The sequence below is a fragment of the Actinomadura sediminis genome (assembly GCF_042675525.1).
Lineage (GTDB): Bacteria > Actinomycetota > Actinomycetes > Streptosporangiales > Streptosporangiaceae > Spirillospora > Spirillospora sediminis.
Genome location: NZ_JBHTJA010000147.1, coordinates 1 through 12,260, shown reverse-complemented (window position 1 = coordinate 12,260; position 12,260 = coordinate 1). Strand labels below are relative to the sequence as shown.

Here is a 12,260-nt window from a genome sequence, read left to right as displayed (position 1 = left end):
TGAGGACGCCGAGCGGCGGCGCGGCGGCCCCGGCGGCGACCGCGAGGGCGGCGAGCGCGGGCACCGCGGCGCCGGGACGCCAGGTGGCGGCGGCGAGCGCGGCGAGGACGACGGCGTGCGCGGCGGTCAGCGGGGGGAGGACGCGGCGGGGGCCGCGGCGGTCGATGATGCGGGCGCGCAGCGGGCTGAGGGCGCAGACGGTGAGGCCGTACAGGGCCATGACGGCGCCGGTGACGCCGTAGGAGCCGGTGGCGGCGACGAGGGCCAGGGTGAGGGAGAAGGGGGCGGTGGCGAAGGAGAGACGGCCGATGAGGGTGAGTGCGAACGTGCGGCGAGCGTGCGGCGCGCGCAGGACGGCGCTGTAGGACACGGGTGTGTTCCTCGGATGCGGGCCCGCGGGGGCGGGCGGTGTGAAGGGACGCCGAAGGGCCGCACCGGCCGGGAGCGGGTGCGGCGCGGGGGCGTCCTAGGCGCACAAGAGGAACTGCACGGGACGATCTTAACCGGGGCCGCGGCGGGGCGCGGGCGGGACGCGGGTCAGCCGGCCGGCCAGTGGGCGAGGGCGGCGTCCAGGGCGTCGAGGACCTTGCGCCAGGTGGCGCCGGTGTCGCCGCTGTGGGCGAAGCCTCCGGCGGCCTCCAGGGTGACGTAGCCGTGGAAGGTGCCGGCCAGGAGACGGACGGCGGCGGTCTGGTCGGCTTCGGGGACGCCGTAGCCGCGCAGGATCGCGCGGGTCAGCTCGGTGTGCCGGCGCCCGGCGGCGACCACGTCGGGTGTGGCGACCGCGGGGGCGAGCCGGGCGCGGGCGGCCTCGAAACGCCCGGGATGGGCCAGGGCGTAGTCGCGGTAGGCGTCGGCGAAGGCGACGAGGGCGTCCTTGCCGGCGCGTCCGGCGAGGGCGGCCGCGGCCCGGTCGGCGAGTTCGTCGAGGGCGAGGGCGGTGAGGCGCGCGCGGAGATCGTCGATGCCTTTGACGTGGGAGTAGAGGCTGGCGGTGGTGACGCCGAAGCGGCGGGCGAGGGCGGTGGCGGTGACGCCGTCCAGCCCGGCCTCGTCGGCCAGGTCGGCGGCCGCGCGGGTCAGGCGTTCGGCGGTCACTCCGGCACGCGGCATCCGTCACCTCTCCCTAAGGGCCTTAAGGTTCCGCATGCTACATGTAGGCCGGGCGGCGGCGCGCCGCCCGTACGGCCCGCCCGGGCGGGCCGCGGCGGGGTGCCGGTCAGCCCGCGGCCCACTCCCGGCGGCGGGCCTCGGCGAGCGCGACCGCGGCGGCGACCGCGACGTTGAACGACCCGACGCGTCCCACCTGCGGGATGTAGGTGACGGCGTCGCACGCGGCCAGCAGGGCGGGGGAGCAGCCGTGGTCCTCGCTGCCGACGGCCAGGCACACGTCGCCGTCCAGCGGCGCCTCGTGCAGCGGGACGGCGTCGCCGGTCAGCTCGACCGCGACCAGCCGCAGCCCCTGCGCGCGGACGGCGGCGGCGGCCTCGGCGGCGGTCCCGGCGTGCTCCCACTCCAGGAACCGCTCGGTGCCCAGCGCGGTCTTGGCGACGTTGCGGTGCGTGGGCGGGGTGGCGTTGCCGGCCAGCCACAGGCGCTCGACGCCGAACGCGGCGGCGCTGCGGATGATCGACCCCATGTTGAACGGCTGGGTGACCGACTCGGCGAGCAGGCCCAGGCGGGACTCGGTGCGGCGCCGCCAGTCGCGGTTGAGGCGCTTGACGTCGGTGGGGCGCAGCTGGCGGCGTCCCTGCTGGGTGGTCATCGGGTCGGGCCTTCCACGGGCGGCGAATCGGGATCGGACTCGGGTTCGGACGTGCTCGGGGCGGTGACGCGCAGGACGCGGTAGGAGGAGCGGGACGCGACGCGCTCGGCGGGCAGGCCCCGGCCCTCCAGCCAGCGCTGCAGCGAGTCCGACCCCAGGTGCTTCTGCACCACCAGATGGGCGTGCGCGCCGGGCCGCAGCCGCGGCAGCCACGCCAGCAGCAGCTCGTGCAGCGCGGCCTTGCCGATGCGGATCGGCGGGTTGGACCAGATCGCGGCGAACCGCAGCGCCGGGTCCAGCTCGCCGGCGGCCGCGAACCGGGCGTTGGGCAGCGCGGCGGACGCGGCGTTGGCCTCGGCCAGCGCGAGGGCGCGCCGGTTGACGTCCACGCCCCACACGCGGGCCGCGGGCGCGCGGGCCGCCATCGTCAGCGCGATCGGGCCGTAGCCGCAGCCGAGGTCGAGCAGGTCGCCGTCCGGTGGGGGCGGGGGCACCGTCTCCAGCAGGACCCGGGTGCCCGGGTCGACGCGGTCGGGCGAGAACATCCCGCCGTCGGTCTCCAGCCGCAGATGCAGGTCCGGCAGGACCAGATCGACGGTGCGGCGCCGGCTCGCGGCGCCGGGCCGCTCGGCGAAATAGTGCTCCCCCACGTCGGCCGACCGTACCAGTGCGGCGGACGGGCCCGCGCACCACCGGCCGGGCGGCGGGCGCCCGGGTCAGGGGAGGCGGGAGAACCAGGCCAGGGACGCGCCGCCCGCCGCGAGCGCGAACAGCAACGCGATCCCGACATAGCGGGCCGACACGTCGCGGTGCTCGGTCGTGTAGCCCAGCGACGTGCCGATGTCGGCGTACACCTCGTTGAGCTGCCCGGCGTCGGCGGCCTCGTAGGCGTGCCCCTCGGTGTTGTCGGCCAGGTACCGCAGCGTCTCCTTGTTCACCGACACGCTCGTCGTCTCGCCCTCGATGGTGACGGTGCCGTAGGGGGTGCCGAACGCGATCGTGGACACCGGGACGTCCGCGCCCCGGCTCGCGGTGACGGCCTCCTGCACCGACCGGCCGGTGGTGTTGTCGCCGTCCGACAGCAGCACGATGTGCGCGGGCGGCGGGTCCTGGCGGGCCTGCGCGTCGAACGACCGCACCGCCTGCAGGGACGTGAACACCGCCTCGCCGATCGCGGTCCGCTTGGCCAGCACGAGCTGGTCGATGGACGCGATCGCCGCGGCCCGGTCGTCCGACGGCGCCGCGACCAGGTTGGCGCTGCCGGCGAACGCGACGACCCCGACGTTGAACCGCGCCGGCAGGTCCCGGATGAACTGCTTGGCGGCCGACTTGGCCGCGTCGAACCGGCTCGGCGCCACGTCCCGCGCCATCATCGACAGCGACACGTCCACCGCCACCATGATGGTGGCGCGGTCGCGGGGGACGCGGACGTCGTCGGCGGGCCGCGCGAACCCCACCATCATCAGCAGGATCATCACCAGGAACAGGCCCGCGGCGACGTGCCGGCGCCAGCCCGGGCGGCGCGGCGCGACCTGCTGCAGCAACGCCAGGTTGGTGAACCGCACCGCGTAGTGGCGGCGCCGCCACTGCAGCGCCACGTACAGGCCCGCCAGGATCGGGACCAGGGCCAGCAGCCAGAGGCGTTCGGGCGACAGGAACGTCATGGGCGCACTCCCGCGGTCGTGACGGGCCGGCCGGCGGCGCGGCGCTGGCGGAGGGCGAACCGGGCGACGTCGGCGATCCAGTCGCGGTCGGTGCGCAGGACCAGATGGTGGGCGCCGCAGCGGCGCAGCGCGTCGCGGGTGCGGGCGCGCTGCGCGGCGGCCGCCTGCGCGTACCGGTCGCGGACGCGGCGGTTCAGGACGATCTCGTGGACGGCGCCGCTCTCGGGATCGGTCATCTCGACCAGCCCGACATCGGGCAGCTCGAGCTCGCGGGGGTCGATGACCTCGACCGCCAGGACCTGGTGGCGGGCCGCCAGGCGGCGCAGCGGCCGCTCCCACGGCGGCCGCGCCTCCCCGACACCGGACCCGCCCGGGCCACCGGACCCGTCCGGTGGCGGGGCGTCGTCGCCCGCAGACGGCAGGAAGTCGGAGATGATCACGCGGAGGCCGCGGCGGGACTGCCCGCGGTCCAGCGACCCGATCGCGGCCGCCAGGTCCCCGGGCCCGCCGCGCGCTCCGGGGCCCGGCTCCCCGGGCGAGCCGTGACCGGCCCCGTCCCCGGCGGCGGGATCGTGCGGGCGGGCGTCCAGCACCGCCTGCAGCAGCGCGTAGAACGGCGCCTTGCCCGTCCGCGCCGGCCACCGCCGCAGCCCGCCGCCGTGCAGCAGGTACGCGCCGACCCGGTCGCCCAGCCGCACCGTCATGAACCCCACCGCCGCCAGCGCCGCCACCGCCAGCTCCCGCTTCACCAGGGCCGCGGTGCCGAAATCCATGCTCGCGGTCATGTCCACCAGAGCCCACGCCTCCAGCTCGTGGTCGGCGACCAGGTCGCGCACGTGCGGGCTGGTGGTGCGGGCCGTCACCGCCCAGTCCATGTGCCGCACGTCGTCCTCACCCGGCTGGTACAGGCGCGCCTCGGCCAGCTCGGTGCCCGGACCCGGCAGCAACCCCAGATGCTCACCGTTCAGCAGCCCGGTCAGCCGCCGCGTCACCTGCAGCTCCAGCCGCCGCAGCGTCCGCTCCGGCGCGAGCCGCGCGGACCCGCCCCGCTCGGCGGGCGGGCCGTCCCCCGGGCCGGCGGTCATGCCGAGGTCACCGCCGCGGCCCCGTGGTTCCACACCACCCGCGGCGGCGGCACCGCCGCGAGGATCTGCCCGATCACGTCGCCCGCCGCCACCCCGTCGGCCAGCGCGTCGAACGTCAGCACCAGCCGGTGCGACATCACGTCCCGCGCCACCGCCCGCACGTCGTCGGGCAGCACGTAGTCGCGGCCCGACAGCAGCGCCAGCGCCCGCGCCGCCGACACCAGCCCCAGCGTCGCCCGCGGGCTCGCCCCGATCTCGATCACCGGCCGCAGATCCGGCAGCCGGTACTGCTCGGGCTCGCGCGTCGCCATCACCAGCCGCACGATGTAGTCGGCCACCAGCTCGTGCACCGACACCTCCGCCGCCGCGGCCTGCAGCGTCGCCAGCCGCCCGGTGTCCAGCACCTGCGCCGCCTCCGGCGGGTCCACGCTCATCCGCCGCAGGATCTGCAGCTCCTCGTGCGCCCCCGGATGCCGCACGTCCACCTTCATCAGGAACCGGTCCCGCTGCGCCTCCGGCAGCGGGTACACGCCCTCGGACTCGATCGGGTTCTGCGTCGCCAGCACGATGAACGGGCGCGGCAGCGGATACGTCGTCCCGCCCAGCGACACCTGCCGCTCCGCCATCACCTCCAGCAGCGCCGACTGCACCTTCGCCGGCGCCCGGTTGATCTCGTCGGCCAGCACGAAGTTCACGAACACCGGCCCGAGCTCCACGTCGAACTGCTCGGTGGAGGGATGGTAGATCCGGGTCCCGACGATGTCGGACGGCACCAGGTCCGGCGTGAACTGCAGCCGCGCGAACGTCCCGCCGACCACCCGCGCCAGCGTCCCCACCGCGAGGGTCTTGGCGACCCCGGGCACGCCCTCGATCAGGCAGTGGCCGCGCGCCAGCAGCGCCACGAGCATCCGCTCGACCATGTGCTCCTGGCCGACGATGACCTTCTTGACCTCCGCGACCGTGCTCTGCAGCAGTGCCGCGGCCTCGTCGACGTCGTGGGCGGCGATGGTCATGTGGGAGTCCTCACTGTCCAACCAGCACTGGTCCGGCCGGCGCTCCGGCCGGTGCTCGGCCGGCACCGTCTCCTGCCGGCCGTCCTGCCAAGCGGGCGCCTTCCGACCCTACGCGATCACTTGTACCCGTTCGTGCGGGGACACAGCGTGTCCCCGCGGACGTCTTACCCGCCGCGCCCCGGCCCCGCCGCGCGCCCCGCCGAAGGCCCCCGGCGCGGGCGCCTTCGGGAGCCGATCGTAGAGCGCGGTTGTTAGTGTGGCCGCCATGTCGAGGCCGTTGCCCCCGGGCGACCCCGCGCAGCTGGGGCCCTTCCGCCTGTCGGCGCGCCTGTCGGAGACCGCCGCCGGAATCGTGTTCCTGGGCGTGGACGCCCACGGGCGGCGCGCCAGCGTCGCGGTCCTCAACCGCGGCGCCGCCGGCGACGCCGCCGCCCGGGACCGGTTCCGCGCGGCGATCACCGCCGCCGCACCCGCCCCCACCCCCGGGCCGCCCGGGCCCGCCCCGGCCTCCGGAGCGGCGCCCGTCGTCGCCGCGCAGCCCGACGGGCCCGCCCCCTGGGTCGCGACCGCCTACGAACCCGACCGTCCCGGCGCCGAGCGGTTCCTGGAACCGGTCCTGCTCGACGGGACCGCCGAGCGCGGCGCCCGCGGCCGCCGGGGCAGGCGCCGCGGCCCCCAGTTCCAGCCCCACTGGCTCGGCTCCGGCGAACCCGCGCTGGCGCCCCCCGCGCCCGCCCGCGGGCCCGCGCCCGCCCCGCCCGGCGAACGCGCCCCGCAGCGCAGCCTCGTCACGGCCGTCCTCACCCTCGCCGCGATGCTGCTGGTGCTGTTGCTGCTGCTGTTCCTGCTGAACATGTGCAGCCCCGAACCCGACGAGCCCCCGCCGCTGCCGCCCGAACCCACCCCCACCGCCGAGGTGCCGCCGTCGGCCCCCAGCACCCCCGTGCCCTCCACCACGCCCGGCGGGCCGCCCACCACCCCGGGAGGGCCGCCCACCGGCCCCGGCCCCACCCCGCCGCCCACCGGCGGCGACGGCGGAGACGACGACGGCGGCCCCCTGTGACCGCGGCCCCGGCCCCGCCCGTGCCCGTGTGAGCGGGCGGGGCCCGCGCCCGGGCGGGGCATTGCCGGACGCGGCCGCGGCGGGCAGCATGAACGCATGCCGCAGCCCCTGCCCGAGACGCTCCTGGCCTTCACCGGCGCCGCCGTGCTCATCGCGATGGCCCCCGGCCCCAGCACCGTGGTGATCATGCGGGCGTCGATGCTGTCGGGGCGCCGCGCCGGGCTCGCCGCCGTCCTCGGCAACGAGACCGGCGTGCTGGCGTGGGGACTGGCCGCCGCCGCGGGCCTCACCGCGCTGCTCGCCGCGTCCCGCCTGGCCTACGACGGCCTGCGCGTCGCGGGAGCCGCCGTCCTGGTGTGGTTCGGCGTCCGCGCCCTCCGGCAGGCCCGGCGCCGGATCGCCGTCCCCCTCGACACCGGCGCGGACGCTCCCGGCACGGCCCCCGGCGCTCCCCGGGGCGGGACCCGGTGGGGCGACTACCGCAACGGGCTGATCACCAACGCCGCCAACCCCAAGGCCGGCGTCTTCGCCGTGTCCTTCCTGCCCCAGTTCGTCCCAGCGGGATGGTCGGTCCCCGCCGCCCTGGTCCTGCTGTCGGTCCTGTGGGCGCTCATCGACCTCGCCTGGTACACGGTCATCGTGTGGCTGGTCGCGTCCGCCCGGAGACTCCTCGCACGCCCCGCCGTCCGCCGGAGCCTCGACCGGCTCTCCGGCGTCGTGCTGATCGGCCTCGGCGTCCGCCTGGCGGCCGACACCCGCTGAACCGCCCGCCGCCCCCGCGGACGGCGCCCCGCGCGGACGCGCCGTCACCGGGCCGGCGCCGCCTCCTCCCGCGCGGCGAAACGCACCCCGGTCTCGCGCAGCCGGCGGCGCGAGGCCGCCGCGACACCGCCCCGCGGGCGTCCCGTCCGTTCGGCGGGCCCGTCCGCCGGGCCGTCCGCGGCCTTCGGGTCGCCGTCGGCGACGTGGCACGCCTCCTCGTCGCCCCGGTCGACGACCTCCTTGCGGCAGTCCGGCGGCCACCGCAGCAGCATCCGCCGCCCGCACACCGGGCACGCCCACTCCTCCAGACCGGACTCGGCGACCCGCACCATCCGCAGCCGATGCGTCTTCTGCACAGATCCCCCCTTCACCGTCCGGTCCCTTCAGTGATTGCCCAGGTCAACCACCCTGAAACAGGAGGGAACGGGCCGCGGGCCAACGACCGGGACGCCCGGGCGTCAGGGCAGGGCGTCCCGGACGGCCGCGCCGATCTCGGCGATCGCCTCGGCGGGGCGCCGGGCGAACGACCCCCACCCGAGGAACCCGTGATCCAGGCCCCCGCCCCGTACGACCGTCACCGGCACCCCCGCCGCCCGCAGCCGCGCCGCGTGCCGCTCCGCCTGCGGACGCAGCCGGTCGAACTCCGCCGTCGCGATCACGGCCGGCGGCAGCGTCCCCGGATCCGGATCCAGCAGCGGCGACACCTCAGGCCTCGACCGGTCGGCGTCCCCCAGGTACATCCGCAGCGCCGCGTCCGCCGACCCGCCCGCCGAGCCCAGCCCGTCCGGGTCCGGATCCGGCAGCGGCGGCGGCCCGGCCCGCAGATCCAGCGCCGGATACAGCAGCACCTGCACGACCGGCCGCTCCGGCCCCGCCCCGCGCAGCAGCCCCGCCGCGGCCGCCGCCAGCTGCCCGCCCGCGCTGTCCCCGGCCACCCCCACCCGGCCCGCGTCCAGCCCCAGCGCGGACGCGCGCCGCACCGCCCACCGGACCGCCGCCACCGCGTCGTCCAGCGGCGCCGGGAACCGGTGCCGCGGCGGCCGCCGGTAGTCCACCGACAGCCACGCCACCCCGCTCGCCGCCACCAGCGCCCGCACCACCGGGTCGTAGGACTCCACGTCGCCCAGCACCCACCCGCCGCCGTGGAAGTACACCAGCAGCGGCCCGCCCGGCGGCGCGCCCGCCGGACGGTACAGGCGTGCCCGCAGCGTCCCCTCCGCGCCCCGCACTCGCACGTCCTCCACGGCGCCGACCGGAACCCGCGGCGACCGCGCCAGATCGGCGGCGTGCGCCCGCCGCGCCTCGGCCAGCGACCGGGGCCCGCCCGCGTCCGCCGCGAGACGGCCGCGCATGAACGCCAGATACTGCGGATCGCGACCCATGAGCCCCTCCAGCGCCCCGCGCGGACGACTTGCCGGGCACCCTACCCACCGGCCCCTACCCACCGGCCCCTCGTCACCTCCGCCGCAGTCGGCGCCGGAGCCCCGCCCGCCGCCCGCCCCGCCCGTCTGACCGGCCCGTCTGACCGGCCCGTCTGACCGGCACGGAAGGGCGCACGGAACGGGTACGGCCCGCCGCCCCCTCGGGGACGGCGGGCCGCGAGCACACGCCGGAAACGCCGATCAGAACGGATGCGGCGCGATCTCGCCTCGCACCGTCACCCACTGCGTCTCGGTGAACGCCTCGATATTGGCGTCCGGGCCCCCGAACCGCGAGCCGTTCCCCGACGCCGCCAGCCCGCCGAACGGCACCACCGGCTCGTCGTTGACCGTCTGGTCGTTGATGTGCACCAGCCCCGTCGGAACGGCGTCCGCGATCTCCATCGCACGCCCCACGTCGCCCAGGATCCCCAGCGACAGCCCGTACTCGCTGTCGGCCGCCAGAGCCACCGCCTCCTCCACCGACGAGAACGGCACCACCGGCGCCACCGGCCCGAACACCTCCCGCGCGTACGCGGGCATCGACGGGGCGACGTCCGCCAGCACCGTCGGCCGGTAGAACAGCCCCTCGTGGACGCCGCCCGCCGCGAGCCGCGCGCCCGCCGCGACCGTGTCGCGCACCAGCGCGTCCACGTGCTCGAGCTGCCCCCGGTCGATGATCGGCCCCAGTTGCACCGGGCCCGCCGCCGGGTCGCCGACCGCCAGCCCGTCGGCCTTGGCCGCCAGCGCATCGACGTACTCATCGTGCAGGCTCTCGTGCACCAGATGGCGGCCCGTCGTCATGCAGATCTGGCCCTGGTGCAGGTACGAGCCCCACGCGCCCGCGGCGACCGCCTTGGACACGTCCGCGCCCGGCAGGACGATCAGCGCGTTGTTGCCGCCCAGCTCCAGATGCGCGCGCTTGAGCAGCCGCCCGCACACCTCGCCGATCGCGCGGCCCGCCGCCGTCGACCCGGTGAACGACACCACCCGCACCTCCGGCGCCGCCACCACCGCCTCGCCGGCCTCCCGGCCGCCCGGCAGCAGATGCAGCACGCCCTCGGGCAGGCCCGCCTCCTGGAAGATCCGCGCGACCGTCACGCCGCCGCACACCGCCGTCCGCGGATCCGGCTTCAGCAGCACCGCGTTGCCCAGCGCCAGCGCCGGCGCCACCGACCGCATCGACAGGATCAGCGGGAAGTTGAACGGCGCGATCACGCTCACCACCCCCGCCGGGCGGCGCCGCGCCAGGCTCCACCGCGGCTGCGCCGACGGCAGCACCAGGCCCTGCGGATGCGACGCCAGCGCCGCCGCCTCGTAGCACAGGTTCGCCGCGAACCTCGCCTCCAGCGCCGCCTTCCGCGGGATCGACCCCGCCTCCCGCACGATCCACCCCTCGATCTCGGCGGCGTGCTCCTCGAACAGCCGCCCCGCGCGCCGCAGCACCGCCGCGCGCTCCTCGTAGGAGCGGGCCGCCCAGTCCCGCTGCGCCGCCGCGGCCGCCGACGCCGCCCGCGCCGCGTCCGCGCCGTCCGCGCGGCCCAGCACCCCCAGCGTCGCCCCGGTCGCCGGCTCGACGACGTCGAATCCGCCGTCCCCGCCGGAGACCCACCCGCCATCGAAGATCTTCCCGGTCCACACACCGGGATCGAGCAGCGCCATCGTTCCTCCCACGGACCCGTCTGCCGAATGCGTCGCCCCCACCATCACCGCGCCCGCGACCCCACCGAACAGCGGCTTTCCGCTCAGCGGAAGCCGCTGGCGGACGCGGCGAAAATGCGTTGCGCCGCACCGCCCGCCCGGGGCAACCTGGCGGTGCCGACGGCGGAACCGGGCCCCGGGACAGAGGCGCGGCTCCGCAACGAAGGCCGCATTCGAAGCCGTGGCGAAGGCCGCCCCGGCCAGCGACGGACGAGGAGGGCCGGAACCATGATCCGCACCACCGTCGCCCGGCGCTGTCGCCGCCGCGACCGCGCCCGGTAACACCACCTCCGACCTCGCGTCCCCGGGCGGCCGGTCCGTACCGGCGCGGCCGACCCTCCGGGCTTCCGCGCGTCCCCTCGCACGGCGTGTTCGCGCCTGTTCCTCCGACCTCGTGTTCCTCCCCGACCTCGTGTGTTCCTCTCGACCTCGTGGCTCAGCGGTCAGAGCACCGGCCCGCCACGCCGGAAGCCGCGGGTTCGAATCCCGCCGAGGTCACCGCCCGCCCCGCCCCGGGCGGGCCCCGACGCCGTGGCCGAGCGGTTCAGGCGGCGGCCTGCAAAGCCGTCACACGTGGGTTCGAATCCCACCGGCGTCTCGGTTCCCGCCCCCCTGTCACCCGGGGGCGGGGACGCCTCCCCGTGGCTCAGCGGACAGAGCACCGGCCTCCGAAGCCGGAGAACGCAGGTTCGAATCCTGCCGGGGAGACCCCACCGCCCACCGCGGACGGCACGGCCCTGTGATGGGCACCACCGGAAGGGGCCGCCCGGCGCGACCACATCCCGCAGGCCCCGCACCCGGCGCCCTCCGGAGGGGCTGGTACCGCCGAGCGGGACGCCCGGTCACGCCCGCAGGGACCGGCGCCGCACGGCGTCCCGGCCGGGCCCCCCGTACGGAACCACCGCGGGCCGGGGACGCGGCCGCCGCGTCCCCGGCCCGGCCATCAGCGGTCTCTCCCGCGTTCCTTGTACATCTGCCGCTGCCACCGGGAGATCGCCTTGCGGCGGCCCTCCCGCTCGGCGCGCAGCCGCGCGTCCGACCGCGCCGCCGCCCAGTCGTTCTCCCGCATCAGCTTGCGGTAGCCGTCGAGGCGGCGGCGCGGCAGCGAACCGTCCTCGACCGCGGCCAGCACGGCGCAGCCGGGCTCGGTGTCGTGCGCGCAGTCGCCGAACCGGCACCGTTCCGCCAGCTCCTCGACGTCGGCGAACGTGCGCCGCAGCCCCTCGCCGGCGTCCTGCAGGCCCACGCCCCGCAGGCCGGGCGTGTCGATCAGCACGCCGCCGCCCGGCAGCGGCAGCAGCTCGCGCCGCACCGTGGTGTGCCGGCCCTTGCCGTCACCGTCCCGGACCGCGCCGGTCGCGAGCACCGCATCCCCCAGCAGCGCGTTCCCGAGCGTCGACTTGCCCGCCCCCGACGGCCCCAGCAGCACCACCGTGCCCGCCAGGACGGCGCGGACCACGTCCACGCCGTCCCCGGTCAGCGCGCTGCACGACACGACGTCCACGCCCGGGGCCGCGGCGGCCGCGGCGGCCTCCGCCGCCGCGACGTCCCCCGGATCGACCTGGTCGGCCTTGGTGAGCACCACGACCGGCCGTGCGCCGCTGTCGTACGCCAGCGCCAGCAGCCGCTCGAGCCGCCCCGGCGACGGGCGCGCCGCCGCCGATACCGCGACGGCCGCGGTGTCGACGTTCGCCGCCAGCACCAGCCCCCGCGAATCCCGCGCCGCACCGGCCCGCACGATCGCGGTCCGGCGCGGCAGCAGCGCCGCCAGCACCGGGCGCCCGCCCGG

At 77.3% G+C, this 12,260-nt stretch carries 12 protein-coding genes, 3 tRNA genes and 1 pseudogene; 5 read left to right on the top strand and 11 right to left on the bottom strand.

All coding sequences use genetic code 11. From position 1 onward, the window contains the following. From ACFQ11_RS34780 to ACFQ11_RS34750, 7 genes and pseudogenes are all read right to left on the bottom strand, one after another. A pseudogene (locus ACFQ11_RS34780) lies at window positions 1-370 on the bottom strand (MFS transporter); the annotation flags it as partial. Window positions 371-537: 167 nt separating this feature from the next. Then, a complete protein-coding gene (locus tag ACFQ11_RS34775; RefSeq protein WP_378306649.1) occupies window positions 538-1,113 on the bottom strand; it encodes a TetR/AcrR family transcriptional regulator in 576 nt (191 codons plus the stop codon). A 106-nt stretch (window positions 1,114-1,219) separates the two neighbouring features. Then, a complete protein-coding gene (locus ACFQ11_RS34770; protein WP_378306647.1) occupies window positions 1,220-1,765 on the bottom strand; it encodes a TrmH family RNA methyltransferase in 546 nt (181 codons plus the stop codon). After that, window positions 1,762-2,415 carry a class I SAM-dependent methyltransferase gene (locus tag ACFQ11_RS34765; protein WP_378306645.1) on the bottom strand — a complete coding sequence of 218 codons (654 nt, stop codon included), beginning with the start codon at window positions 2,413-2,415 and terminating at the stop codon, window positions 1,762-1,764. The genes ACFQ11_RS34770 and ACFQ11_RS34765 overlap by 4 nt, the downstream gene beginning before the upstream one ends. Before the next feature lie 66 nt (window positions 2,416-2,481). Further along, a complete protein-coding gene (locus tag ACFQ11_RS34760) occupies window positions 2,482-3,429 on the bottom strand; it encodes a VWA domain-containing protein (RefSeq protein ID WP_378306643.1) in 948 nt (315 codons plus the stop codon). Then, window positions 3,426-4,514, bottom strand: coding sequence for a DUF58 domain-containing protein (locus ACFQ11_RS34755; protein ID WP_378306641.1), 1,089 nt, complete (start codon window positions 4,512-4,514; stop codon window positions 3,426-3,428). Before ACFQ11_RS34755 ends, ACFQ11_RS34760 begins: the two co-directional genes overlap by 4 nt. After that, a complete protein-coding gene (locus tag ACFQ11_RS34750) occupies window positions 4,511-5,527 on the bottom strand; it encodes an AAA family ATPase (protein WP_378306639.1) in 1,017 nt (338 codons plus the stop codon). Before ACFQ11_RS34750 ends, ACFQ11_RS34755 begins: the two co-directional genes overlap by 4 nt. A gap of 265 nt (window positions 5,528-5,792) precedes the next feature. Here ACFQ11_RS34750 and ACFQ11_RS34745 point away from each other — a divergent pair, with 265 nt between their 5' ends. Continuing rightward, entirely contained in the window at window positions 5,793-6,590 is a 798-nt protein-coding gene (locus ACFQ11_RS34745; protein WP_378306637.1) for a hypothetical protein, read from the top strand. Window positions 6,591-6,686: 96 nt separating this feature from the next. Next, on the top strand, window positions 6,687-7,352 hold the full coding sequence (locus ACFQ11_RS34740; protein ID WP_378306635.1) for a LysE family translocator: 666 nt from the start codon (window positions 6,687-6,689) through the stop codon (window positions 7,350-7,352). A 44-nt stretch (window positions 7,353-7,396) separates the two neighbouring features. Here the strand turns inward: ACFQ11_RS34740 and ACFQ11_RS34735 are convergent, their stop codons facing one another. From ACFQ11_RS34735 to ACFQ11_RS34725, 3 genes are all read right to left on the bottom strand, one after another. Continuing rightward, window positions 7,397-7,708, bottom strand: a complete 312-nt coding sequence (locus ACFQ11_RS34735) for a hypothetical protein (protein WP_378306633.1) — start codon at window positions 7,706-7,708, stop codon at window positions 7,397-7,399. Between the two features lie 102 nt (window positions 7,709-7,810). Continuing rightward, window positions 7,811-8,734: an alpha/beta hydrolase gene (locus tag ACFQ11_RS34730; protein WP_378306631.1), complete on the bottom strand. Its 924-nt coding sequence runs from the start codon at window positions 8,732-8,734 to the stop codon at window positions 7,811-7,813. A 240-nt stretch (window positions 8,735-8,974) separates the two neighbouring features. After that, window positions 8,975-10,432: a benzaldehyde dehydrogenase gene (locus tag ACFQ11_RS34725; RefSeq protein ID WP_378306629.1), complete on the bottom strand. Its 1,458-nt coding sequence runs from the start codon at window positions 10,430-10,432 to the stop codon at window positions 8,975-8,977. Window positions 10,433-10,896: 464 nt separating this feature from the next. Here ACFQ11_RS34725 and ACFQ11_RS34720 point away from each other — a divergent pair. From ACFQ11_RS34720 to ACFQ11_RS34710, 3 genes are all read left to right on the top strand, one after another. Continuing rightward, a tRNA-Gly gene (locus ACFQ11_RS34720) sits at window positions 10,897-10,969 on the top strand. Window positions 10,970-10,996: 27 nt separating this feature from the next. Continuing rightward, window positions 10,997-11,069, top strand: a tRNA-Cys gene (locus tag ACFQ11_RS34715). 37 nt (window positions 11,070-11,106) lie between these two features. Continuing rightward, a tRNA-Arg gene (locus tag ACFQ11_RS34710) sits at window positions 11,107-11,179 on the top strand. A 235-nt stretch (window positions 11,180-11,414) separates the two neighbouring features. Here ACFQ11_RS34710 and rsgA read toward each other — a convergent pair. Beyond that, the coding region (gene rsgA, locus ACFQ11_RS34705; protein WP_378306627.1) for a ribosome small subunit-dependent GTPase A at window positions 11,415-12,260 on the bottom strand (846 nt) is incomplete at its 5' end.